21 protein-coding genes and 2 pseudogenes are annotated in these 23,088 nt (G+C 56.4%); 13 read left to right on the top strand and 10 right to left on the bottom strand.

The genetic code is table 11. The features are described 5' to 3' along the window. Positions 1-28: 28 nt before the first annotated feature. Positions 29-232, bottom strand: a pseudogene (locus ACUTSU_RS21000) (LysR family transcriptional regulator); the annotation flags it as partial. Here ACUTSU_RS21000 and ACUTSU_RS20995 point away from each other — a divergent pair. From ACUTSU_RS20995 to ACUTSU_RS20965, 7 genes and pseudogenes are all read left to right on the top strand, one after another. After that, a pseudogene (locus ACUTSU_RS20995) lies at positions 159-821 on the top strand (AbgT family transporter); the annotation flags it as partial. The pseudogenes ACUTSU_RS21000 and ACUTSU_RS20995 overlap by 74 nt on opposite strands. A gap of 176 nt (positions 822-997) precedes the next feature. Further along, a complete protein-coding gene (locus tag ACUTSU_RS20990) occupies positions 998-1,927 on the top strand; it encodes an aminoimidazole riboside kinase (RefSeq protein WP_445654678.1) in 930 nt (309 codons plus the stop codon). Between the two features lie 215 nt (positions 1,928-2,142). Further along, on the top strand, positions 2,143-3,552 hold the full coding sequence (locus ACUTSU_RS20985) for a carbohydrate porin (protein ID WP_445652521.1): 1,410 nt from the start codon (positions 2,143-2,145) through the stop codon (positions 3,550-3,552). 65 nt (positions 3,553-3,617) lie between these two features. Beyond that, on the top strand, positions 3,618-4,988 hold the full coding sequence (locus ACUTSU_RS20980) for a sucrose-specific PTS transporter subunit IIBC (protein WP_445654677.1): 1,371 nt from the start codon (positions 3,618-3,620) through the stop codon (positions 4,986-4,988). Beyond that, positions 4,988-6,397, top strand: coding sequence for a glycoside hydrolase family 32 protein (locus ACUTSU_RS20975; protein ID WP_445652519.1), 1,410 nt, complete (start codon positions 4,988-4,990; stop codon positions 6,395-6,397). Before ACUTSU_RS20980 ends, ACUTSU_RS20975 begins: the two co-directional genes overlap by 1 nt. Before the next feature lie 21 nt (positions 6,398-6,418). Beyond that, positions 6,419-7,462, top strand: a complete 1,044-nt coding sequence (locus tag ACUTSU_RS20970) for a substrate-binding domain-containing protein (RefSeq protein WP_445652518.1) — start codon at positions 6,419-6,421, stop codon at positions 7,460-7,462. A 31-nt stretch (positions 7,463-7,493) separates the two neighbouring features. Further along, complete coding sequence (locus ACUTSU_RS20965) at positions 7,494-8,312, top strand: shikimate 5-dehydrogenase (protein WP_445652517.1); 819 nt, start codon at positions 7,494-7,496, stop codon at positions 8,310-8,312. Positions 8,313-8,538: 226 nt separating this feature from the next. Here ACUTSU_RS20965 and exbD read toward each other — a convergent pair whose 3' ends face one another. Then, entirely contained in the window at positions 8,539-8,961 is a 423-nt protein-coding gene (gene exbD, locus ACUTSU_RS20960; protein WP_445654676.1) for a TonB system transport protein ExbD, read from the bottom strand. A gap of 3 nt (positions 8,962-8,964) precedes the next feature. Further along, complete coding sequence (exbB, locus tag ACUTSU_RS20955; protein ID WP_445652515.1) at positions 8,965-9,936, bottom strand: tol-pal system-associated acyl-CoA thioesterase; 972 nt, start codon at positions 9,934-9,936, stop codon at positions 8,965-8,967. A 255-nt stretch (positions 9,937-10,191) separates the two neighbouring features. On the opposite strand from exbB, the gene metC reads away from it, so the two are divergent. Together metC and ACUTSU_RS20945 are read left to right on the top strand one after the other, a co-directional pair. Further along, entirely contained in the window at positions 10,192-11,388 is a 1,197-nt protein-coding gene (metC, locus tag ACUTSU_RS20950; protein ID WP_445652514.1) for a cystathionine beta-lyase, read from the top strand. A gap of 152 nt (positions 11,389-11,540) precedes the next feature. Then, on the top strand, positions 11,541-12,203 hold the full coding sequence (locus tag ACUTSU_RS20945) for a DedA family protein (RefSeq protein WP_445654675.1): 663 nt from the start codon (positions 11,541-11,543) through the stop codon (positions 12,201-12,203). 27 nt (positions 12,204-12,230) lie between these two features. Here ACUTSU_RS20945 and ACUTSU_RS20940 read toward each other — a convergent pair whose 3' ends face one another. After that, entirely contained in the window at positions 12,231-13,151 is a 921-nt protein-coding gene (locus ACUTSU_RS20940; RefSeq protein ID WP_445654674.1) for a LysR substrate-binding domain-containing protein, read from the bottom strand. A 108-nt stretch (positions 13,152-13,259) separates the two neighbouring features. On the opposite strand from ACUTSU_RS20940, the gene ACUTSU_RS20935 reads away from it, so the two are divergent. Further along, complete coding sequence (locus tag ACUTSU_RS20935) at positions 13,260-14,288, top strand: zinc-dependent alcohol dehydrogenase family protein (RefSeq protein ID WP_445652511.1); 1,029 nt, start codon at positions 13,260-13,262, stop codon at positions 14,286-14,288. A 21-nt stretch (positions 14,289-14,309) separates the two neighbouring features. On the opposite strand, the gene ACUTSU_RS20930 is transcribed toward ACUTSU_RS20935, so the two are convergent. Next, a complete protein-coding gene (locus ACUTSU_RS20930; protein ID WP_445652578.1) occupies positions 14,310-15,197 on the bottom strand; it encodes an AraC family transcriptional regulator in 888 nt (295 codons plus the stop codon). Positions 15,198-15,420: 223 nt separating this feature from the next. Here ACUTSU_RS20930 and yqhD point away from each other — a divergent pair, with 223 nt between their 5' ends. Both yqhD and dkgA read left to right on the top strand, forming a co-directional pair. Then, entirely contained in the window at positions 15,421-16,584 is a 1,164-nt protein-coding gene (yqhD, locus tag ACUTSU_RS20925; protein WP_445652510.1) for an alcohol dehydrogenase, read from the top strand. Positions 16,585-16,911: 327 nt separating this feature from the next. Further along, a complete protein-coding gene (dkgA, locus tag ACUTSU_RS20920) occupies positions 16,912-17,736 on the top strand; it encodes a 2,5-didehydrogluconate reductase DkgA (RefSeq protein WP_445654673.1) in 825 nt (274 codons plus the stop codon). A gap of 149 nt (positions 17,737-17,885) precedes the next feature. Here the strand turns inward: dkgA and ACUTSU_RS20915 are convergent, their stop codons facing one another. The 5 genes from ACUTSU_RS20915 to ACUTSU_RS20895 form a co-directional block, all read right to left on the bottom strand. Beyond that, positions 17,886-19,289 (bottom strand): GH1 family beta-glucosidase, encoded by a 1,404-nt coding sequence (locus ACUTSU_RS20915; RefSeq protein ID WP_445652508.1) that lies wholly within the window; start codon positions 19,287-19,289, stop codon positions 17,886-17,888. Next, entirely contained in the window at positions 19,286-19,615 is a 330-nt protein-coding gene (locus tag ACUTSU_RS20910; RefSeq protein ID WP_445652507.1) for a PTS lactose/cellobiose transporter subunit IIA, read from the bottom strand. The genes ACUTSU_RS20915 and ACUTSU_RS20910 overlap by 4 nt, the downstream gene beginning before the upstream one ends. Further along, entirely contained in the window at positions 19,612-20,931 is a 1,320-nt protein-coding gene (locus tag ACUTSU_RS20905; protein ID WP_445652506.1) for a PTS sugar transporter subunit IIC, read from the bottom strand. Before ACUTSU_RS20905 ends, ACUTSU_RS20910 begins: the two co-directional genes overlap by 4 nt. A gap of 85 nt (positions 20,932-21,016) precedes the next feature. Next, a complete protein-coding gene (locus ACUTSU_RS20900) occupies positions 21,017-21,328 on the bottom strand; it encodes a PTS sugar transporter subunit IIB (RefSeq protein WP_445652505.1) in 312 nt (103 codons plus the stop codon). 146 nt (positions 21,329-21,474) lie between these two features. Next, the gene (locus ACUTSU_RS20895; RefSeq protein WP_445654672.1) at positions 21,475-21,813 is read right to left on the bottom strand and encodes a hypothetical protein; all 339 of its coding nucleotides are present in this window, start codon (positions 21,811-21,813) and stop codon (positions 21,475-21,477) included. A gap of 61 nt (positions 21,814-21,874) precedes the next feature. Here ACUTSU_RS20895 and ACUTSU_RS20890 point away from each other — a divergent pair, with 61 nt between their 5' ends. Continuing rightward, on the top strand, positions 21,875-23,077 hold the full coding sequence (locus ACUTSU_RS20890) for an ROK family protein (protein ID WP_445652503.1): 1,203 nt from the start codon (positions 21,875-21,877) through the stop codon (positions 23,075-23,077). The last annotated feature ends 11 nt before the right edge of the window (positions 23,078-23,088 follow it).

Here is a 23,088-nt window from a genome sequence, read left to right as displayed (position 1 = left end):
GGGGGAATACCCTGTGAGAGGCATCCTTTTACCGGCAGTACAAGCGGAAAAAACGCGCCAGGTGTGCGCCCATCCGCGTCAGCGTGGTGTCTTTACGCTGGATCAGATAAAACGTCGCCTTTGGCAGGCTTTCCTCCAACGCCAGCGGCACCAGATGTTTACCCAATATCGGGTCGGAAATCACGTCCACCGGCAGAATGCTGACAAATTCGCTTGACGCCACCAGGCTGGTGCCGGAAGCGGCCCCGCTGCGCGATCCGAAAAGCGGCTCGGTGATCCCATCGCCGTTTATTAAAGGTATTGTGCCGATCATCATCCTGTTCTTTTTCACCGTCGGCATTACCTATGGTGTGGTCATCAAACAGATCAAGCGGCCGGACGATATTCCCAACCACCTGATAGAGCCGATGAAAAGCATGGCCGGCTTTATCGTGATGGTGTTCCCGCTGTCGCAGTTCGTGGCGTTCTTTAACTGGAGCAATATGGGCAAGTTTATGGCCATCGGCCTGACCGATATGCTGGAGGCCGCAGGTATGAGCGGTGCCCCGGCATTTCTTGGGTTGATGTTCCTCTCTGCCTTCCTGTGCATGTTTATCGCCAGCGGCTCGGCCATCTGGTCGATTCTGGCACCGATGTCGCCCTTCCAGCCACTGTTCCTCGGTTTCCTGCAGCGTTACCGCAAAGATGCCCAGCTCGGCACCTATTACGTGCTTATCCTGCCCTATCCGTTGGTGTTCTTTGCCGTGTGGATTTTGCTGCTGCTGGCCTGGTACGCGCTCGGCCTGCCGATTGGCCCGGGGGTCTATCCGAAGATGGGGTAACCCGGCTGACCCCGCCTTGAACAACATCAGGGCGGGCATTCCCTCCTGCGTTTTAGCTCGCTGCGCTACTCTTTACACCCACCCTTTCGCCACACGAAATATTATTTTATTGCATTGCTAAACCGGTTCTTCTATTTTAGCTCACCATCAGACACCGATGAACACGGGGATCGAACATGGTTAATCGCGTATGGGTGCTGGGTGATGCAGTCGTCGACCTGGTACCTGAAAATTCAAACAGTTACCTTAAATGCCCCGGTGGCGCTCCGGCCAATGTGGCGGTCGGTATCGCCCGCCTGGGCGGCAACAGTGCCTTTATCGGCCGGGTGGGTCAGGATAGTTTCGGCGCTTTCCTGCAGCAGGTATTGAGCGAAGAACGGGTGGACGTCGGCCATATGTCACTGGACCCAGACCACCACACTTCTACTGTGGTGGTGGATCTTGATCTGATGGGTGAACGCTCCTTCACCTTTATGGTCAGCCCGAGCGCCGATCTGTTCCTGCAACCCGAGGATCTGCCTGATTTCAAAGCAGATGAATGGCTGCACGTCTGCTCTATCACGCTGTCGCAGGAACCCAGCCGCAGCACCACCTTCACCGCGATGGAGAACATCAGGGCGGCTGGCGGCTGGGTCAGCTTTGACCCAAACATTCGCGAAGACGTTTGGCGCCAGCCGGAAGCGCTGCGCCCCTGCTTGCAAAAGGCGTTATTGCTGGCTGACGTGGTGAAGATCTCGCTGGAAGAGCTGAGTTTTATCAGCAATATCGGTGAGTTGGAGAGCGGTATCGACTGGATGATGCAGCGTTACCCACTGCGTTTGTTGCTGGTGACGCTGGGCAGCGACGGCGTCTGCGTGCATGACGGCAAACAGATCCGCCACTTCCGCGCCCCTTCAATCACCCCGGTCGATACCACCGGTGCAGGTGACGCCTTTGTCGCCGGTCTGCTGGCCGCACTGGCACACCTGGGCGCTTTACCGCAGGAAGAGCAATGGCCGGCAGTGATCGCCCAGGCCCAGGCCTGCGGGGCGCTGGCTACCACCGCCAAAGGCGCGATGACCGCCCTGCCGCATGCCGACGAGTTGCAGGACTTCCTGCGTCGCTAACCCGATGGCGGTGAGTCTGCCCCAATGCCACCGGGCATTGGGTGCCTCCCCTACTTTCATCTCCGGTATGTAATTTGCGGACTCGATCACAATAGCTGAATCGGGTTAGCAAACTTGATTGCCAGTCGTCTTTCAACTCTCTATCTTTCCTCTTGGAAAACCGGTTTAGCAATTTAGCAAAAAATAATAACAACTTTCCCGGATGATAGAACATCATGAAAAAACTAGGCTATCTGGCAGTCACTACAGGGCTTCTCATCTCTACCTCTGCGGCAGCAACTGGCACCAATACCAGTATCGAAGCCCGTCTGAATGCGCTGGAACAACGGCTGCAACAGGCCGAACAGCGAGCGGTTCAGGCGGAAACGCGTGCTACGGCGGCGGAACGCAAGGTACAACAGTTGGAATTACGCACCGCCAACACCGAGCAGCAAACCCAACAGGTTGTTCAGCGCACCGCGACGCTGGAAACCCACGCCGCACCGGCCTCCAAGCTGCAACTCACTGGCTTAACCGACCTGAAACTATACGGCGACGTCGAGTTCAACCTGGACGGCGCCAGCCGCAGCGGCCAGCTCACCTCGCTGAAAAGCAGCGACAACAAGGACTGGAAGCCGGGCAATAAAGAACGTTGGGATATCAACGGCCGCATTTTGGTCGGTGTAGACGGCTACCGACGCAACCCGGACGGCAACTTCTCCGGTTTCAGCGTGCAGCCGCTGGCCGACATGACCGGTAAAATGAACCTCGACGATGCCGCCTTCTTCTTCGGTAATGAAAAGAACTGGCAGACCAAGATTGGCCGTTTTGAAGCCTACGACATGTTCCCGCTCAATCAGGACACCTTCATCCAGTATTCCGGCAATACCGCCAACGATCTGTATGCCGACGGTTTTGGCTATATCTACATGATGAAAGAAGGCCGTGGGCGTAGCAGCAGCGGCGGCAACCTGATGCTGAGCAAGTACGCCGGTAACTTCTACTTCGAACTCAATACGCTGGTGGAAGACGGTACCTCACTGTTCCAGGATCAGGCCTACCACGGCAACAGCCTGGATAATAAGAGAAATGTCGCCTATCTGCGGCCGGTGATCGCCTGGAAAAAAGACCAGCTCAGCGTGGCGGTGGCGATGGAAAGCAACGTGGTCAACAATGCCTATGGCTATCACGACAGCCAGGGGCAATTCGTCGACCAGTCCAAACGTAACGGCTACGGCATGACCCTCAGTTGGAACAACACCGCCGCCAATCCGGACAACGGCGTGGTCGCCAACCTGAGCACCGCCTACCTGGACGCCTCCGGCGAGCAGGACCTGACCGCCGGCATCAACGTACTGTGGCGTCGCTTTGAAGTGGGTTATATCTATGCCCACAACAACATCAAAGAGTTCAATACCGCCGGTATGAGTACCGACATCAGCAACCCACTCAGCGAGCCGGGCAAATATGACATTCATACCATTCATACCTCGTACCAAATACCAAACATCATGAATATGAAGAACTTTAACCTGTATCTCGGGGCCTACGTCTCGATGCTGGAGGCCAATGCAGATAACAAAATTGCCAACGCCAACAACGATCAGCGCTACGGCGTGCGTGCCCGGTTCAAGTACTTCTTCTGACGCTGATGAGCTGATTTCCGCCGCAAAACACTGCGGCGGCATTTTTATTTATTAAGGGAGTGAACATGGACATTACCGCAACCGCTAACGCGCTATTGCCGCTGCTCGGCGGCAAAGACAACATTGCCAGCGCCGCCCACTGTGCCACGCGCCTGCGCCTGGTACTGCTCGATGACAGCAAGGTGAACAAAGTAGCCATCGGCAAACTGGAGGGGGTGAAAGGCTGCTTTAGCAATGCCGGGCAAATCCAGGTGATTTTCGGTACCGGGCTGGTCAACAAGGTACACGCGGAGTTTATCAAGGCGGCTGGCGTCAGCGAATCCAGCAAGTCTGAGGCCGCCGACATTGCGGCGAAAAAACTCAACCCACTGCAGCGTATTGCTCGCCTGCTGTCGAATATCTTTGTGCCGATCATCCCGGCTATCGTCGCCTCCGGCCTGTTGATGGGCCTGCTCGGCATGGTAAAAACCTACGGCTGGGTCGATGCTGGCAGCGCCGTATTTGTGATGCTGGATATGTTCAGTTCGGCGGCATTTATTATTTTACCGATCCTGATCGGCTTCACCGCCGCGCGTGAATTTGGTGGTAACCCCTATCTGGGCGCTACGCTCGGCGGCATTCTGACCCATCCGGCGCTGACCAATGCCTGGGGCGTCGCCAGCGGTTTTCACACCATGGATTTCTTTGGGTTGCAGATTGCCATGATCGGCTATCAGGGCACGGTGTTCCCGGTGCTGCTGACGGTGTGGTTTATGAGCACGCTGGAAAAACAGCTGCGCAGAGCGATCCCCAACTCGCTGGATCTGATCCTGACACCGTTCCTGACGGTGGTGATCTCCGGCTTCGTCGCCATGCTGTTTATCGGCCCGGCCGGTCGCGCGCTGGGTGATGGCATCTCCCTGGTGCTCAGCACGCTGATCGCCCACGCCGGTTGGTCTGCCGGCCTGCTGTTCGGTGGCCTGTATTCCGCCATCGTCATCACTGGCATTCACCATAGCTTCCATGCCGTCGAAGCCGGGCTGCTCGGCAACCCGAACATCGGCGTTAACTTCCTGCTGCCGATCTGGTCGATGGCCAATATCGCTCAGGGCGGCGCCTGTCTGGCGGTCTATTTCAAAACCCGCGACGCCAAGATCAAAGCCATTGCGGTGCCTTCGGCCTTTTCCGCCATGCTCGGCATTACCGAGGCGGCGCTGTTCGGCATTAACCTGCGCTTTGTGAAACCCTTCCTGGCGGCGCTGGCAGGCGGTGCGCTCGGCGGGGCCTGGGTAGTGGCCAATCACGTCGGCATGAACGCGGTCGGTCTGACGGCGATCCCGGGGCTGGCCATTGTGCAGGCCAGTTCGCTGGTCAGCTATATTATTGGTCTGGTGATCGCCTTCGGCAGCGCCTTTATTATCTCGTTGCTGCTGAAATACAAAACGGACAGCGAATAATGGAAGAACTGAATTTAATGAAGCAGGCCGCACAGGCGTTGATGAGCGGCATACCACAGGCGCTGCGCGATCCGCACCGGCCGGCGTGGCACCTGGCGCCCAGCGTTGGGCTGCTCAACGATCCCAATGGTTTTATTCAGCATAACGGCGTCTTCCACCTGTTCTATCAATGGAACCCGCTGGGTTGCGATCACCACAACAAGTGTTGGGGGCACTGGCAGTCGACGGATCTGGTCAACTGGCAGCATCAGCCGGTGGCACTGGTGCCGGGAGCCTGCTACGACAGCCACGGCTGTTATTCCGGATCGGCAGTGGTGGCCGAGGGCAAAATCACGCTGGCGTATACCGGCAACGTCAAATACCCCGATGGCTCCCGCACCGCTTATCAGTGCCTGGCTCAAGAAAATGCTCAAGGTGGTTATGACAAACTCGGCCCGGTATTACCGCTGCCGACGGGCTATAGCGGCCACGTGCGCGATCCCAAAGTCTGGCGTCATCAGGAAGACTGGTACATGGTGCTCGGCGCTCGTGACCTGCAAGACTGCGGCAAAGTGCTGCTGCTGCGCTCCGCCGATCTGCGCAACTGGCAGTGGCTGGGGGAAATTGCCGGTTCACAGCTGAACGGCATCGGTGACTTCGGCTATATGTGGGAATGCCCGGACCTGTTCACGCTGGACGACACCGAGGTACTGATCTGCTGCCCACAGGGGCTGGCGGCACAGGCCGAGCGTTATCTCAACGTTTATCAGGCGGGCTATCTGACCGGCAAGCTGGATTATCGGCAGGCCAGGTTCGAACATGGGGCCTTTAACGAACTGGATCTCGGGTTTGAATTCTATGCGCCGCAAACCACCCAGGCCGAAGACGGCCGCCGGTTGCTGGTCGGCTGGATGGGCGTGCCGGAACAGGACGAGGATTATCACCCGACGCTGCAGTACGGCTGGATCCACATCATGACCTGCCCACGTGAACTGTCGCTGCATCACGGCAAGCTTTACCAACAACCGGCGCGCGAACTGCAACAATTGCGTGGTAAAAGCCGGCAATGGCAGGGGATCGCCGACGAAGCGCCATGTTGGCCAGTCGGCAGCGCGGAACTGCTGCTGACGCCAGAAGGGGCATTCAGCGCCGACTTTGACGGGGCGATGACGCTGCTGTGGGACGGCACCCTGCTGCGACTGACGCGTAATAATCTGCGTAACGGGCAGCCGGAACATCGCTACTGGCACGGCAACCTGAGCCAACTTCAGATCCTGTTTGACCGCTCCAGCGTGGAGATTTTTATCAACCACGGCGAGGCGGTGATGAGCGCACGCTACTTCCCCGGCCCACAACCGCAACTGCAGCTGGGCGGTGAAACCCCACTGGCGCTCGAGTACTGGTCGCTGACGCCATGCATGCTAGAATGACGCATCCTTCCATGAATTCAGATGCCGTCAGTGAAAAAAAATAAACGCATTACCATCAGTGATATTGCCGCACTGGCCGGCGTGTCAAAATCGACCGCCAGCCTGGTGCTTAACGGTCGCAGCAAGGAATATCGGGTGTCTGACGACACCCGCGATCGTATCCTGGCACTGGCCGGCGAGCACCACTACCAGCCCAGCTTCCACGCCCGTTCACTGCGATCCTCCCGCAGCCATACCCTGGGGCTGGTGGTGCCGGAAATGACCAACTACGGTTTTGCGGTGATTTCACGCGAGCTGGAAACTCTGTGCCGCGAGGCCGGTTTGCAGTTGCTGATCGCCTGTACCGATGAGAACCCGGCGCAGGAAATGATGGCGGTGAACAGTCTGGTACAACGCCAGGTCGACGGCCTGATTGTCGCCTCCAGCCAGCTTAACGATGCGGAATACCAAAAAATTAACGCCGGTCTGCCGGTGGTGCAGATGGACCGGCTGATCATCGGCTCCGACCTGCCGCTGGTGATCACCGACTCGCTAACCTCGACCGCCACGCTGGTGGAAAACGTCGCGCGTCAGCATCCGGACGAATTCTATTTCCTTGGTGGCCAACCCCGCATTTCACCCACACGCGATCGTCTGGCCGGTTTCCAACTCGGTCTGGAACGTGCCGGGGTGGTGTGTAAACCGGAGTGGATCATCAACGGTAATTATCACCCCAGTTCCGGTTACGAAATGTTCGCCCAACTCTGCGCGCAACTTGGTCGTCCGCCCAAGGCGCTGTTTACCGCCGCCTGCGGCCTGCTGGAAGGGGTTCTTCGTTATCTGAATCAGCACCAGTTGATGGAAAGCGATCTCCATCTGTGCAGCTTTGACGATCACTACCTGTTCGATGGCCTGACGTTGAAAATCGATACCGTGGCGCAGGACTGTCGCGCCCTGGCCCAACACAGTTTCGACATGGTTAGTGCGCTGATTGACGAGCGGCCATTAGAGCAAAACGCGCTCTACCTGCCGGGCAGCATCCACTGGCGCCACGCCGGTTCGAAGGCATTGCACGGCCAGCCTTAGGTTTTTCCTCTTCCAGGTTAAGGAGCTCATAGTGAGCCGTGAGATTAATAAAGATACCCAACTCTGTATGTCGCTGGCCGGTCGCCCAGGTAACTTTGGCACCCGTTTCCACAACTATCTGTATCAGGAGCTGGATCTCAACTTTATCTACAAGGCCTTCACCACCCAGGATATTCAGGCGGCGGTGGGTGGCGTGCGGGCGCTGGGCATTCGCGGCTGCGCGGTATCGATGCCGTTCAAAGAGAGCTGCATTCCTTTCCTCGACCAGTTGGATGCTTCCGCCACCGCGATTGAATCGGTCAATACTATCGTCAATGACCAGGGCTTCCTATGGGCTTACAACACCGATTATATCGCCATCGCCAAGCTGCTGGCGCAGTATCAGATCCCAACGGAAACGTCCTTCGCCCTGCGCGGCAGCGGCGGTATGGCGAAAGCGGTCACCGCTGCGCTGCGTGATGCCGGTTTCAAAAATGGTCATATCATCGCCCGTAACCCGCAGGCCGGTCAGTCGCTGGCAAAGGCCTACGGCTATCAGTGGCAGGCAGAGGTCGGTGATTTAAGCGTAGATATGGTCATCAACGTGACGCCCATCGGCATGGCTGGGGGAACAGAAGCCGAGCAGTTGGCCTTTGCACCCGCGACTATTGCTGCGGCGAAAATTGTATTTGACGTGGTGGCACTGCCGGCGGAAACCCCGCTGATCCGCAAAGCGCGTGAGCAAGGCAAACGGGTGATTACCGGTGCAGAAGTGATTGCGCTGCAAGCGCTGGAACAGTTTGTGCTCTATACCGGCGTGCGCCCGACCGATGAGCAGATCGCCCGCGCGGCGGCCCATGCTCGCGGCTGAATCTTTTCAAACTTCAAAAATAAAAAAGGGCGCCCGAGCGCCCCAGACTGATGACAAACCTCATTCCTGCCCAGAGCGAGTAGAGGTCGATAAAGAAAAATCAGGAAAATCAATTTATTGATTTTCGGCCGATCACCACAAAGCAGGAAAAACCACGCTTTTTCCTGCTTTGTCAGCAACCTAAGGGCGCCCGAGCGCCCCTCTTAACCTTGCTGATGTCAGCCCGCTACTTGGCGGCGCCTTCCATCCCCACCAGCCCCACCTTCAGGTAGCCGGCTTTACGCAGCGTATCCATCACGCTCATCAGCGTCTCGTAGTCCACGGTCTTGTCCGCCTGGAAGAAGATGGTGGTCTCTTTGTTCGCCTGAGTTCGCTGATCTAGCACCGACATCAGTTGATCGGCACTGACCACCTGTTCGCCAACGTAGAGCTGCTTATCCGCTTTCACCGACAAGAACACCGGTTTTTCCGGGCGCGGCTGCGGTTTGGCTGAGGAAGCCGGGAGATCGACACGGATATCTACCGTTGCCAGCGGCGCGGCCACCATAAAGATGATCAACAGCACCAGCATGACGTCGATAAACGGCGTCACGTTGATTTCATGCAATTCGCCGCTGTCGTCCAGATCTTCATTTAAGCGCATCGCCATAACTCACCCCACCCGCAATTGCTGTGAATGCTGTGAACGTTTGGCTTGTGCCGTGGCGGCCAGATCCAAGTCGCGACCCAGCAGCAGCAGCACCTGAGCAGCCACGTCGCCAACCTGAGCGCGATGACCGCTGATTACACGGGCAAAGATATTATAAATCACCACCGCCGGGATCGCGGCAACCAGCCCCAATGCGGTTGCCAGCAGCGCTTCAGCGATGCCGGGAGCAACCACGGCCAGGTTGGTGGTCTGCGAATGAGCGATGCCGATGAAGCTATTCATGATGCCCCAGACGGTGCCGAACAGACCGACAAACGGCGAGATGGCACCGATAGTCGCCAGGAAACCATTGCCACGCCCCATGTTACGGCTGTAGCCCGCAACGCGACGCTCCAGTCGGAAACCGGTACGTTCCTTGATACCGTTGTTGTCGTTAGACTCTGCCGACAGTTCCAGCTCGTTCTGCGCATCGCTGAGTAATACAGAACTGATGCTCTCGTCCGAGAAGTTCTGTGCCAGCTCGGAGGCTTCATCCAGCGAGCGGACGTTGGCCAACGCCAGCTGTTCGCGGCGCAGGCGGCGCTTGGCGCGGATCAGTTCACTGCCCTTGGAAAACAGGATGGTCCAGGTGACGATAGACGCCAACACCAAACCGATCATCACGATTTTCACCACGATGTCCGCATGCTGGTACATGCCCCATACGGACAAGTCCATACCGCGAGTTTCCGGCGGCTGGATGGTCGGTTGCGGATTCAGCGGGGTGATACTTTCAGGCACGGCTGCGGCAGGCGCAGAGGCCGGAGCAACGCTCTGGGTAACGGCCGGATTAGTCGCCGGTGCAGCCTGAGCGCTACCGGCCAGACCCACTACCAATACCATTGAAGCTAACAGACCACGGCCAAATGCCTGGCCCCATTGCGCCCGGCCCTGACCGAACGATCCTTGATTTAAATGCTTGCCAGCCGTTTTCACGCTGTGCCTCCACCCGTTACCGAACAAAATTGAAGAATAATTCAGCGTGCGATCATATCAAACCAATCAGGGATTGATAGTAGTTCTCATTATTATTTACCAAATAATCGGCAAAACGACGCCGCCCGAACGGGTAAATTGCCATTGCTTTTACATTTAGCAGTTAAAACGTCTGGATGGCTATCATGCATCATGCTAACTTAAGGGCTATCGCAAATACCCCGTGAAGACCAAGCCAAAGGTGGGCCAGCTCCTATGACGTCAAAAAACATCGAAACCACCCTGATCGGCGCAGGACGCAGCAAGCGCTACACCCAGGGCTCCGTCAATCCCGTCACCCAACGCGCTTCTTCACTGGTCTTTGATTCGGTGGCGGCCAAAAAGCACGCCACCGCCAAACGGGCACACGGCGAACTGTTTTATGGCCGGCGCGGCACCCTGACCCACTTCGCGTTACAGGATGCGATGGTTGAGCTGGAAGGCGGCGCAGGTTGTGTACTTTACCCTTGCGGCGCGGCGGCGGTTTCCAACGCCATTTTGTCCTTTGTCAGCGCCGGCGACCACCTGTTGATGACCGGCTCGGTGTATGAACCCACGCAGGATTTTTGTAGCCATATTCTGAGCCGCATGAACGTGGCAACCACTTATTTTGACCCGCTGATCGGTGCCGATATCGCCGGGCTTATTCAGCCCAATACCCGCGTGGTGTTTCTTGAATCCCCCGGCTCGATCACCATGGAAGTTCAGGATATCCCGGCCATGGTGCAGGCAATTCGCGCGGTGGCACCTGAAGTGGTGATCATGATCGACAATACCTGGGCGGCCGGTGTGCTGTTCAAGGCGCTGGACTTCGACATTGATATTTCGATTCAGGCCGGGACCAAATACATTATCGGCCACTCCGATTACATGCTCGGCACCGCCGTGGCAAACCAGCGCTGTTGGGATCAACTACGCGAATACTCTTATCTGATGGGCCAGATGGTAGACGCCGATACAGCCTATATGGCCAGCCGTGGCCTGCGCACGCTGGGCGTCCGCCTGAAGCAGCATCAGCAAGGCAGCATCGAAGTCGCCAACTGGCTGGCCAAACGGCCGGAGGTAGCGGTGGTCAATCACCCGGAGCTGCCCAGCTGCAAGGGCCACGAGTTTTACCGCCGTGATTTCAGCGGCTGCAACGGCCTGTTTTCTTTCGTGCTGAAACAGCGTCTGAGCGACGCGCAGTTGGCCGAGTATCTCGACAACTTCAACCACTTCAGCATGGCCTATTCCTGGGGCGGCTATGAGTCTCTGATCCTGGCTAACCAACCGGAGGAGCTGGAAGCCATCCGCCCGGCCGGCGGCATCGACTTCTCCGGCACCCTGGTGCGCCTGCATATCGGTCTGGAGAACGTGCAGGATCTGATTGACGACCTCGCCGCCGGATTCGAGCGTATCGCCAACACGCACTGACGCGCCACCTGTTGCAATGGCAACTTTATTCACCTTGTTTAATGTGTGCTTAAGCTATTAGCGTTACACTAGCCGGGTAACTGTCAGATACGGTCAACACCGCATCCTGGGGTCGTAACTCCAGGCGCAACCGGCATGCAACAGGATATATAATGGATGTATTACGAGAGATTGTTCATGCGCTTTGGCAGCAGGACTTTATTGCCCTTGCCAATCCAAGCGTAATTTGGGTGGTTTATGCGGTACTTTTCACCACCCTGTTTTTAGAAAACGGACTACTGCCCGCCTCCTTCTTGCCCGGCGACAGCCTGCTGCTGTTATCGGGTGCCCTGATAGCCAAAGGCGTGATGGCCTTTGTGCCAACGCTGATCATTTTAACCGTTGCCGCCAGCCTCGGCTGTTGGTTGAGCTACATACAGGGACGCTGGCTGGGTCACACCAGTCTGGTCAAAGGTTGGTTGCTACAGCTGCCTGCTCAATATCATCAACGTGCACATAATCTGTTTAACCGCCATGGCCTGATGGCTTTGGTGATCGGCCGTTTTCTGGGCTTTGTTCGTACCTTGCTACCGACCATGGCCGGTATCTCCGGCCTGAACAGCACGCGTTTTCAGATCTTTAACTGGCTGAGCGCCGTGATTTGGGTTGGTGCGGTGGTCGGTCTTGGCTATGCTTTCAGCCAGATCCCACTGGTGAAACGTTACGAAAGTCAGGTAATGACCGGGCTGATGATCCTGCCGCTGCTACTGCTGCTGGTGGGGCTGCTGGGCGCCATGCTGGTTATCTGGCGTAAAAAGCGCGCCGCCTCTTCCTGATCGGCTTGCGGGCGGCAATAGCCGCCCCTACAAGGCTTTCTCAACCAGCGCCAGGCTCGGGGGCAACTTGCTCACCAGCGTATCCACCGCCAACCGTACCTTCAACGGCAAATGTGGAGTCTGCAGCCACACCGCATGAGCTTCAAATGACATACCTGGCCGATCGCGCATCAGCCTGACCAATTCCCCTTTCAACAACGATTCCCGCACCAGCCAACAAGGTAACCAGGAAATGCCAAACCCGGCCACCGTGGCATCCGCCATCGCCTGTAGGTCATCCATCTGCAACCGCTTGTTTGGCATCACTTCCTGCACTTTGCCGCCGTTATCCGGGATCAGCCAGTTACGCACCACACCGGCGCGCATGTAGGTCACCGCATCATGTTGAGTCAGCTGTTCAAGGCTTTTCGGCTCGCCATGCTGCTGCAGGTATTCCGGTGCCGCACACAACGTCATACGGTGATCGCCGATGCTCCGCGCCACTAGTCCGCTGCTGCTGGGCAACGCCCCGTTACGGACAGCCAGATCAAAACCGTCCTCAATCAAATCCACGATGCGATCGTTGAATGACAGCTCCAGCTCCAGCCCCGGGTGCTCACGCGCCAGGGCGGTTAACAGCGGCGCAATGCACATGCGGCCAAACAGCACCGGCATCGACACCCTCAGCCTGCCGCTGACCTGCTGTTTGCCCGACTCCAGCAGAGTTTCTGCGGTGCGGATCTCCTCCAGCGCCCGTAAGCAACGTTCATAAAACAGAGCGCCGTCATCGGTCAGACTCAAACTGCGGGTGGTTCGGTGGAACAGGCGCACAGCCAATCGCTGCTCCAGACGGGCAATGGTTTTCCCCACCGCCGAACGTGAAAGGTGCAGCCGACTGGCCGCCAGCGCGAAGCTGCCCGCCTCCACGACGGTGACAAACACCGAAATACCGTTCAATCGGTCGGTCATGATTTGTAGCCTTTAGAGAAACAATCAAAGGAAATCTTATCGCCACTGGCGAACATTAATCAACGATAATATCTACAGGTCTGTTTATCACTGACTTTGGAGTCAATCATGGCCGAAACAATGCAACGCTGGACAATGAATGTCCTCGGGCGTCAACACCTGAAACTGAGCGAAAGCATCATTCCGCAACCGGGGCCACATGAGATTAGGGTGAAAGTGAATGCGGTATCGCTTAATTACCGCGATAAGTTGATGATCGAAACCGGCATGGGGCTGGAGTTGCCACCGTCGTTTATTCCTGCTTCCGACATGGCCGGTGAAGTAGATACAATTGGCAGCGGAGTCAGCCGTTTCCAACCGGGCGAGCGGGTAATTTCCACCTTCAGCCCTGGTTGGATAGATGGCAAACAGAAGCCCTATGGTAATGCGCGCATCCCGCCTTACCGTACGCTGGGCGGTTTTTATCAGGGCATGTTGGCGGAATATGTGGTGCTGCATGAGGACTGGTTGGTGGCCGCCCCCGCCTCGCTGGACGACGCGCAAGCCAGCACCCTGCCCTGCGCCGGGCTGACCGCCTGGTTCGCGCTGGTGGAACAGGGTCACCTGTTCTCTGGCCAATCAGTGCTGGTACAGGGCACCGGCGGGGTGGCACTGTTCGCGCTGCAAATCGCCAAACTGCACGGTGCCGAAGTGTACGTCACTTCCAGCAGCAACGAAAAACTGTCGCGAGCCAAGGCGTTGGGGGCCGATCACGGCATTAATCGCCTGGAGGGCGATTGGGTAGAGACGCTGTATCGGTTAACACAGGATCACGGCATCGACCACGTGGTCGACACCGTTGGCGGCCCTAACCTCAGTAATTCGGTTCGCGCCGTCGCCGTGCAGGGACGCATCTCGGTGATTGGTGCGCTGGAGGGCTTTGAGGTCTCGGCTCCTGCCGGACCGCTGCTGCTAAAATCGCCGGTGATCCAGGGGATTGGCGTCGGCCACCGCCGCGCACTGGAAGATCTGGTACGGGCGGTGGATGCCAATGGCTTGCAACCGGTGATTGATCAACGCTATCGCTTTGACCAACTGCAGCAGGCACTCGATCATCTCGATCGCGGGGCGTTTGGCAAAATTGTACTGACGCGCTGAATTACCGCCCCGGCTGCGGGATTAGCCTTCCATCATTAAAGGAGGGTTATCGCGCAGTCGGGCCACTTCGTCGCTGGGCGTCACGCCAAAGAAGCGTTTGAATTCACGACTGAACTGCGAAGCGCTCTCATAGCCGACGCGGATCGCTGCGGTGCTGGCTTTCAGACCGTCATGCACCATCAACAGGCGCGCCTTGTGCAGCCGATAGGACTTCACATACTGCAACGGCGAGGTATTGGTCACCGCCTTAAAGTTATGGTGAAACGCCGAAATACTCATATTCACCTCCCCCGCCAACTTCTCAACGTTGAGGCTGTCGGCATATTGGTTCTCGATGCGTCGCAGCGCCTTGGCGATTTGGCTGAAGTGGGTATGGCGATTGACCAGTTCCTGCAATGACGTTCCGCAGCTGCCACGCAACACATGGTACAGAATTTCGCGCACAATCTGCGGCCCCAATACCCGTGCATCGAGCGGCTTGGCCATCACGTCCAGCAGGCGTTCGGTGGCGCACAACAGCTCTTCCGACAGCTCCGCCAGATTAACCCCGCTGCTTTCTCTGCGTGGTTTTATCAGGTAGTCGTCATCGCCGATGTCGATCAACAGATCCTGCAGCATCTGGCTGTCGATATTCACCGACAGCCCCACCAGCGGCAATTCCGGGCTGGCAAAGGTTTCGCACTCGAACGGCAGCGGTACCGTCATCAACAGGTAGTTGCGCGGATCGTACTGGAACACCCGATTGCCGCAGTAACCCACTTTGTGGCCCTGGAAAATGATCACCACCCCAGGTTCGTACATCACCGGCTGACGCGGGCAATGACGATCCACATAGAGGATTTTCACCAGGGGTACCGGCGAGGGAGTATAACCGTTACTCTCGGCAAAGCAGGCCGCCTGGCGCGCCATACGACCGCGCAGTTCATCGATTTCACTCACGGGAAAACCCTCTTACACTAAGAATAATTCGGCATAAATAATAGTTTAAAACTCGAATTTCCTACAACATTTTGTAGGAATAGGCAAGACTCGGGCAGGAATGAGCATTGTGCTGCGGGGCCAGGTTACTGACAATACACCCCAGATATTTTGCGCCATCCGGCGCTTGCCTTATGCAGAAGAGAAATCAGCCATGCAAAACTTTATTCTCCATACCCCAACCAAAATCCTGTTCGGCCAAGACCAAATCACCGGCCTGGCTCAGCAGATCCCTGCCGATGCACGTATTCTGATCACCTACGGTGGCGGCAGCGTGAAGAAAAATGGCGTGCTGGATCAGGTTTATTCCGCACTGGCGGGGCGTAACGTGCAAGAGTTCTCCGGTATTGAACCTAACCCAACCTACGAAACGCTGATGAAAGCGGTCGAGGTGGTGCGTGCAGAGAACATCGATTTCCTGCTGGCCGTCGGTGGCGGTTCAGTGGTTGATGGCACCAAGTTCATCGCCGCAGCGGCCCACTATCAGGCAGATAGCGACCCATGGCATATCCTGAAAACCGTCGGTTGCGAAATCAAAGGCGCAGTGCCGATGGGTTGCGTACTGACACTGCCGGCAACCGGTTCTGAATCCAACAGCGGCGCGGTGATCACCCGTAAAAGCAGCGGCGACAAACAGCATTTCTTCTCACCATACGTTCAGCCACTGTTTGCAGTACTGGATCCGGTCGTGACCTATTCGCTGCCACCGCGCCAGATCGCCAACGGCGTGGTCGATGCCTTTGTCCACACCATTGAGCAGTACCTGACCTATCCGGTCGATGCAAAAGTACAGGATCGCTTTGCCGAAGGCCTGCTGCTGACGCTGCTGGAAGATGGTCCGCGTGCGCTGGCCGAACCGGAAAACTATGCCGTGCGCGCCAACGTGATGTGGAGCGCCACCATGGCATTGAACGGTCTGATCGGTGCCGGTGTGCCGCAGGATTGGGCAACCCATATGCTGGGCCACGAGTTAACCGCCATGCACGGTCTGGATCATGCCCAGACGTTGGCCATCGTCCTGCCGGCACTGCTGAACGAGAAAAAAACGCAGAAACGCGAAAAACTGCTGCAGTACGCCGACCGCGTCTGGGGTCTGCGTGAGGGCAGCGAAGACAGCCGCATTGACGGTGCCATTGCCGCCACCCGCGCCTTCTTCGAACAAATGGGCGTGCCAACCCGCATGGCCGATTACCAGTTCGACGGCAGCTCGATCCCGGCACTGCTTGATAAGCTGCATCAGCACGGCATGACCGCTCTGGGCGAGCATCAGGACATCACCCTGGAAGTCAGCCAGCGTATTTATGAGGCGGCACGTTAATCGCAAACTCGCGCTTGCCTGTCAGGCTTTAATTTCAGTCTCTTGCGCCCGAGCTGTCATCGGGCGCAGTCCTAAGCACTATTCTGATATCGCTGCAATTTGCTTAGCAAACTCAGCACCACCCCAGTTTGCCAACTAGAATCTACTGATATAGCCTAAATAATTCGAGTTGCAGGAAGGAGGCAAGAGCGAGCATCCCGATGAGCTTACTCAAGTAAGTGATTCGGGTAAGCGCTCGCAGCCAACACACCTGCAGCTTGAAGTATGACGGGTATAGCTGTTCCTGGTGCATGCAGCACCGGGCAATCCGTTAACAAGGAGATGCGCATGACAACGCAACAACCCATCATCAAACTCCACGATGGTAATCTGATGCCGCAGTTGGGTCTCGGCGTTTGGCAGGCGAGTATTCCAGACACCAACCAGGCGGTGCTCAAGGCGCTGGAAGTGGGATATCGTTCGATCGATACCGCTGCAATTTACAAGAACGAGGAAGGGGTCGGTGCTGCACTGCAATCCGCCTCGGTGCCACGCGATGAGCTATTTATCACTACCAAGCTGTGGAACGACGAGCAGGGGGATCCACAGGCCGCCCTGGAAACCAGCCTGGAAAAACTCAAGCTGGACTACGTCGATCTGTACCTGATCCACTGGCCGAAACCGCAGCAGAATCAATACGTGGAAGCCTGGCGAGGGCTAATTAAGCTGCGTGAACAGGGGCTGGTGAAGAGTATCGGGGTCTGCAATTTCCATACCCCGCATCTGCAACGCCTGCTGGACGAAACCAGTATCGCGCCGGTAATTAACCAGATTGAGCTGCACCCGTTGCTGCAACAACGCCAATTGCGCGCCTGGAACGCAACGCACCACATCGCTACCGAATCCTGGAGCCCACTGGCACAGGGCGGCGAAGGGGTGTTCGACCAGCCGGTGATCAAACAGCTGGCGGAAAAATACGAGAAGACCCCGGCGCAAATCGTGGTGCGCTGGCACCTGGACAGCGGTCTGATCGTGATCCCGAAATCGGTCACGCCATCCCGCATTCGTGAGAACTTTGAGGTGTTTGATTTCAAACTGGATAAAGACGAACTGAGCGATATCACCCAACTGGATATCGGCAACCGTCTGGGGCCGGATCCCGACTCACTGTAATGCTACCCAGCCCTATTGTTTAATGGTAGGGGCGCGGCATGCCGCGCCCGGTAGCATAATCAGGGGTTAAATAGAGTCGAACATGTTCGCCCCCTACAGGTTTAGCTCTTAAAAGCCCTCTCTTTCAAGAGAGGGCTTTTTATTCCCCGCTACAGTTGCTCGCCATTGGTGGCGATCACCCGCTGATACCAGCCAAAGCTCTGCTTCTTCTTGCGTGCCAAATTGTTGTCGTGATCGACATACACGAAGCCGTACTGCTTTTGATAGCCGTTGAGCCAGGAAAGCAGGTCGATAAACGACCAGGGGTAATAACCGCGCACATCGGCACCCTGCTCGATCGCCGCACCGATCGCCTGAATATGATCGCGCAGATAGTCAATGCGCGGTTGATCACGCACTTCTCCCTCGACGATCGGATCCTTGGCACCCAGCCCGTTCTCGGTGATATAGATCGGAATGTTGCCGTAGCGTTTGACGATGCGACCAATAGCATCGGTCAACCCCTGCGGGTAAACCTCCCAATCCCAGTCGGTATAAACACCGTTCGGATTGCGCACCAGTTTAAACAGCCCCTTAAAACCCAGTTCACGTCCGCTACCCTTCTGGCCACTGGTGTTGTTCGCGTAGCCCTCGACATCGTCGTTATGTGCCACCATTTCACGCTTGTAGTAATTCAGGCCGATAAAATCGACGATATTGCCCTTCAGCAAGGCCTCATCACCCGGTGCAAAATAGGGTACACCAAAAGCCTGCTGCGCCATCGCCAACAGCTCTGCCGGGTATTCCCCCTTCAGCACCGGATCGTAAAGCCAATGGGTGAAGATCCCCTCGGCTAACTCACAGGAGCGGCGATCTTCTGGCGAGTCGCTGATCGGATCGTTGGGTTGCAGCACGTTGACGAAGCCGATCTGACCGTTGATCTTCATTTCACGGAAACTTTTCACCGCGCGGGCATTGGCCAGGAACACATGGTGGCAAGCCTGAATACCCTTCTTTGGATCGGTCAGCTTGGGCGGATGCGCCCCGGTGATATAACCCATACCAATAAATACGATGGTTTCGTTAAAGGTGGACCAGAGTTCGACGCGATCGCCAAAACGCTGATAGCACAGACGGGCATATTCATCGAAAGCATCGACGATCTCACGCGATTCCCAACCGCCAAATTCATCCTGCAGCACCTGCGGCAGATCCCAGTGGTACAGGGTGATCATCGGTTTGATGTTGTGCCTGATCAGTTCGTCGAGCAAATCACTGTAGAATTGGATCCCGGCTTCGTTTACCTCGCCCCGCCCCTGCGGCAACAATCGCGGCCAGGAGATCGAAAATCGGTAGGTCTGCATCCCCAGCTCGGCCATCAGCGCCACGTCTTCGCGAAAGCGATGGTAGTGATCGACCGCGACGTCACCGTTGGTACCCTGATAGGTCGTACCGGGCAAATGGGAGAACAAGTCCCAGTTGGACAGGCCTTTGCCGTCGGCATCAAAGCCGCCCTCAACCTGATAAGACGCGGTAGCCGCCCCCCACAGGAAATCCTTCGGAAATACGCTCATTGGTTTTGCACCCCGTTCTGCTCCAGTAATCGGTAAATTCTCACCAGTTCCTCCACCAGATCGCGCGCCAGTATGGCGTTCATAATGTGGTCCTGCGCGTGCACCATAATCAGATTGACCGGCAGCTTGCCTTCCCCCTCGTCAAAACCGATCAGCTCGGTCTGGGTGGCATGCGCTCGCTTCGCCGCCAACTGCGACTCCGCCAGCAAAATATCTACCTGATCCCACTGATACTTCCGCGCCGCGTACAGCGCCTGCATGGCGCAACTGCGTGCCTCACCGGCGTTGATGATCAACTCCATGACTGCCGTTTCCATATCCATCATTCAGTGACTCCCTGCGTTTGTTCAATCTGCTCGGCTTCACTCACTTCCTGATCCAGTAACTGCTGCTCATAGACCTTGAAGAACGGGTAGTAAATCAGCGCCGATACCGCCGCCAGCATCAGCACCAGCAGTGCGGCGCGAAAATCCCAACCGGTGGCCCAGGCGGCGCCAATCGGTGCCGGTGCCGTCCAGGGCACTACCGAGATCACCCGGCCAATCAGATCCAGCTTCACAGCCGCATAGGCAATGATCGAATTGACGATCGGCGCGGTGATAAACGGAATAAAGAAGGTGGGGTTCATGACGATCGGCGTGCCAAAGATCACCGGTTCATTGATGTTGAAGCAGCTCGGCACCAGGCTCAGCTTGCCGATCGAACGCAGGTGCGCCGAACGACTGCGCAGGTAAAGCAATACGAGCCCAAAGGTAGCGCCGGATCCGCCGATGACGATAAAGAAGGTCCAGAAAGCTTCCATAAAGATATGTGGCATTGGCTGGCTGGCGGCCAAGGCATCCTGATTGATGCCCAAATTGGTCAGCCAGAATGCCTGCAGCATACCGGAGACGATCACCGCGCCGTGAATACCGGCAAACCACAATAAATGGCCGATCAGTACCGCCAGCAGGATCGCCGGCAGCGAGTCGGCGGCGGAAATCAACGGCTGGAACAGCGCCATGATCGCCTGCGGTAACAGTAAATTAAACTGGTGCTGCACCAGCAGACTGAGCGGATACAGCGTGATCACCACCGCCAAGATCGGGATCAGCAGATCGAACGACTGTTTGATCTTGGCCGGCACCTGTTCCGGTAATGAGATACCGATATTGTGCAGTTTGAGAAAACGGATCAGTTCGGTGGTGTAGATCGCCACCAAAATGGCGGTGAAGATCCCCACGCCACCCAACGCAGCGGTCGGCAACATCTTTTCGCTCTGCGGTGCGGCGACCAGCAAAAATGACATCAGCGCAAGCATCGCCGCCATAAAGGGATCGAGCTTATAACTCTGCGCCAGGTTATAAGCGATGGCAGCAGTAATATAAATCGACATAATCCCCATGGTCATATTAAACGGGGTAAGAATAGCGACCTGGTGTTTTTCCGCCGCACCCAGCCACCATTGGGCTAGTCCCCAACTGCTGTCGGCCGAAAAAGGCGGGTAGGCAAATACCAGTAAAAATGAACCGACGATCATAAACGGCATCGCGGAAATAAAACCGTCACGGATCGCCATAATATGTCGCTGGGTCGATAATTTTCCGGCAATGGGACTGATGCGGTTTTCAATAAAATTGAATGCGGCCTGGCTGATACTCATGGTTCAACCCTCGGGACGTTCTGAGTCAATGGTCACAGGGCGAGAAAGCCGGCGGCAACAGGCTGCAGCAGGCGCCCAGGTGGGATTAGTGCTGCGTGAGCATCGTTAAGGCTTCGGCGAGGATTTTATCGCCGCGCATCATACCGTAATCCATGCTGTTAATAACCGCGATCGGTTTATTTTCCCTGTCGGCAATCTTTTTAAAATCGGCCAACTTATATTTAATCTGTGGCCCAAGCAGGCAGCATTGGTAATTCGCCAGCGTGGTTTCAAACTCATCAATGCCCACGGCAATAATATCCACCTCAATACCCTGCTGTTCGGCAGACTTTTTCATTTTACTCACCACCATGCTGGTGGACATACCGGCGGCGCAGCATAAGAATATTTTTTTCATTCGTTCTCCTGTAGCCAATAGGTGCAAATCAGTCAGTTGAGAAATGAGTATGGTTTCAAAAACAAAAAAACAGCAACCGGTTTCAGTAACCGGTTACTGGATTTGAGCGGGTTCTGTGAAGAAGATCCGAATTTTAATTTCCGGGCTTAAAGCGCTGAATAACCGAGCAGCAAGGTCTGGCTGAAACGCGGTAACGCGGCCAGGTGCTGCACAATATAGGCCAGGCTCTGTTCCCCCTGTCCCAGGTGCTGCAACAACCATGCCTTTAGAGCGATCAACGGATAATGGCTGGCATTAACGCTCAGGCTGCTTTCGCAAAACTCCAGCGCCTGCGAATTATCCCCGCGCCGCGCCGCCACCCGAGCCAGGCCGTAGAAGCCGCCCGGTTTGCCATTGCCGCTCCAAATGACACGGTAGAAATCTTCATAGGCCGCGCTGTCGTCACCCAATTGTTCATGTGCGCAGCCGCGGATCAGGCTGGCCAAGCCGCACTATTGATGACTTTATGCACTATCATCACGCAATACACTAAACGGGGTTTAATAAATGGCATTACAAGGTTTGAATAACCTGCGGGTGCGTAATTTTAATAAACGGGTGTTGTGCGCGCTGTTGTATCGGGAAAAGGTCGCCAGTAAGTCGACACTGGCACGGCTTTCGCAGCTGTCTATTCCTGCGGTCGGCAAAATTCTCGACGAACTGCAGGAAGAGCAGCGGGTAGAACACGACCCGCACAACCTGCACAGCCGCGGTTTGGGCGGCGGCAGTTACCGCATCGCCGCCGCTGGGCAATACATTTTGTGCCTGAATGTCTCTCCTTATCTGATTGAAAGCATCGTGGTGGACGGCCTGATGACGCCTTGCAGCGCCTTCACCCCGCAGCCGATCGTCGCTACCACGCCGCAGGCGATGCTGCAGGAAATGATGCAAATCTATCATCTGCACAGCCGCCAGCAGGGTATGCCACTGAAGATCGCCCTGTCGATCCACGGCCAGGTCAACCCGTTGACCGGGGTGTCCCAACGCATGCCGCAGGCCCCGTGGGAAGGCCCGGGAGAGATGAAATACCTGCTGGAAGAGCGCCTGAAGACCGAGGTTTTGCTCGATAACGACTGCGTGATGCTGGGGCTGGCGGAAAAGTGGCAAAATAACGCCAATTTGCAGGACTTTTGCGTGATTAACGTCGATTACGGCATAGGTTCGTCATTTGTTATTAATCAGCAGATTTACCGGGGCAGCCTGTTTGGCAGCGGCCAGATTGGCCATACCATTGTCGATCCCGATGGCGGCCTTTGTTCCTGTGGCCGTTACGGCTGTCTGGAAACCATCGCTTCGCTGTCGGCGCTGAAGAAAAAGGCCCGCATTCAGCTCAAGGTCGCGCCCTGGACACAGCAGGAAGGCGAAAGGATTAAAACCCCCACCACCGCCGAACTGATTGCCCGTTACCATCAGGGCGATGCTACGTTGCAGGTGCTGGTGCAACGCGCCGCCCAGGCGATTGGCCTGAGCCTATATAACTTCCTTAATATCCTCAATATCAATCGTATTTATCTGTACGGGCGCAGCTGTGGATTTGGTCAGGCCTGGCTGGACACCATCATCAGTCAGACCGGATTTAACCCTTTTGACCGGCACGACCAGATCCAGACCCAGGCCACGCATATCGGCTTTGGCCAACTGACGCGCGCGCAACAAGTTACGGGGATTGGTTATCTGTATGTCGAACAAGCACTCACCGAGATGCTATGATGTCCGACTTT

It is taken from the genome of Serratia sp. NA_13, assembly GCF_052691735.1.
This window is presented reverse-complemented; position numbering and strand designations above follow the sequence as displayed.